The organism is Mangrovibacter plantisponsor (assembly GCF_003182475.1).
Taxonomy (GTDB): domain Bacteria; phylum Pseudomonadota; class Gammaproteobacteria; order Enterobacterales; family Enterobacteriaceae; genus Mangrovibacter; species Mangrovibacter plantisponsor.
Map to the genome: position 1 here is coordinate 1 of NZ_QGTS01000056.1, position 1,105 is coordinate 1,105.

1 protein-coding gene is annotated in these 1,105 nt (G+C 62.2%); it reads left to right on the forward strand.

All coding sequences use genetic code 11. The features are described from left to right. Positions 1-44 precede the first annotated feature (44 nt). The coding region (locus DES37_RS25475; RefSeq protein ID WP_281271499.1) for a T6SS effector BTH_I2691 family protein at positions 45-1,105 on the forward strand (1,061 nt) is incomplete at its 3' end.

A 1,105-nucleotide genomic window follows, 5' to 3' on the forward strand; every position in this document is an offset into this window, starting at 1 on the left:
GGCCCTGCATCCTGCCGGGCCTTTAACGGAAAGGAGTTCCGGCGATGAATATCAAAGAACAGATTGCCCGTAATGCCCTCGCAGCACGCCAGGCTGCGGCAGCGCCCTCCGGCTGTAAAGCCTGCAGCCGGCAGGGTGTGGCCATTTACCCGTTGCGGGTGGCGGCCGTGCCCACTTTTCTGGTGCATCCTGCCTGGCGTCCGGCGGTGCCTGAGCAGGCGGTTCCCCTGGCGGGTGGGGAATTCAAATACGCCCTGCGCACCCTGCGTGGCGGGTACGTCTATGTACTGCTGGACGGGGAAATCTGGCAGGGATACCAGGTAACCCCGGAAGGGTACCTGCGCCAGTTTAATGTGGAAGAGATGCCGGCCAGCCCGGACATCCCGCCCCTGAATACCGCCTGCCGGAGACAGCACCATGACATCCTGGCCAGTTTTATCACCATTGCACCCCATCACACGGATATCCGCATGGCATTCAGCAGTGACCCGTGGAGCATGGATGTCCTGGATGCCTGGCGCAGCAAAAACGGCCCGTCTGCGCGTTTTACCCAACTGACCCTGTCCGGGGGGCAGGTGAGTGCCACGCAGCCGTACCGGCACCGGGCGCTGGAGCCTTCCCTGGACACCCTGAAAGCACAGGTCGCTGAGTTTGCCGTGGAATCCTTCCCGTCGGTGGCCGGCCGTGGCGGTACCCCGGGCGGGGTACACGGATTTTACCCGCGTACCAACAGGGAAAAGCAGCGGGTACTGGGAATGCACCTTGCCCGTGCGGAACAACAGTACGGTGCGCCGGTCAGTGCCGTGGTGCTGGATGACATTGTCGGGGTGGTACAGGAATTAAACCACAGCCGGCTGGACGTGACGGACGCACTGGCGGCGTACACCGGGCAAAAGAAGGTGATTCACCAGTTGATGGTGTCGGAAAGTATTCTGGCACTCCGTGAAGGTGCCCGGTTGCAGGTGCGTGATGACCCGCAACTGAAAGGGTTTGCCACGCCGGGTTACCACGCCTCGTTCAGCCTGAGCCGGGAGTCGGAGGTGGCCATCAGAACGCGTGAAGCGTTAAGACGGATGGAGCAGTTTTATCATGAGCCTGCCCGGGC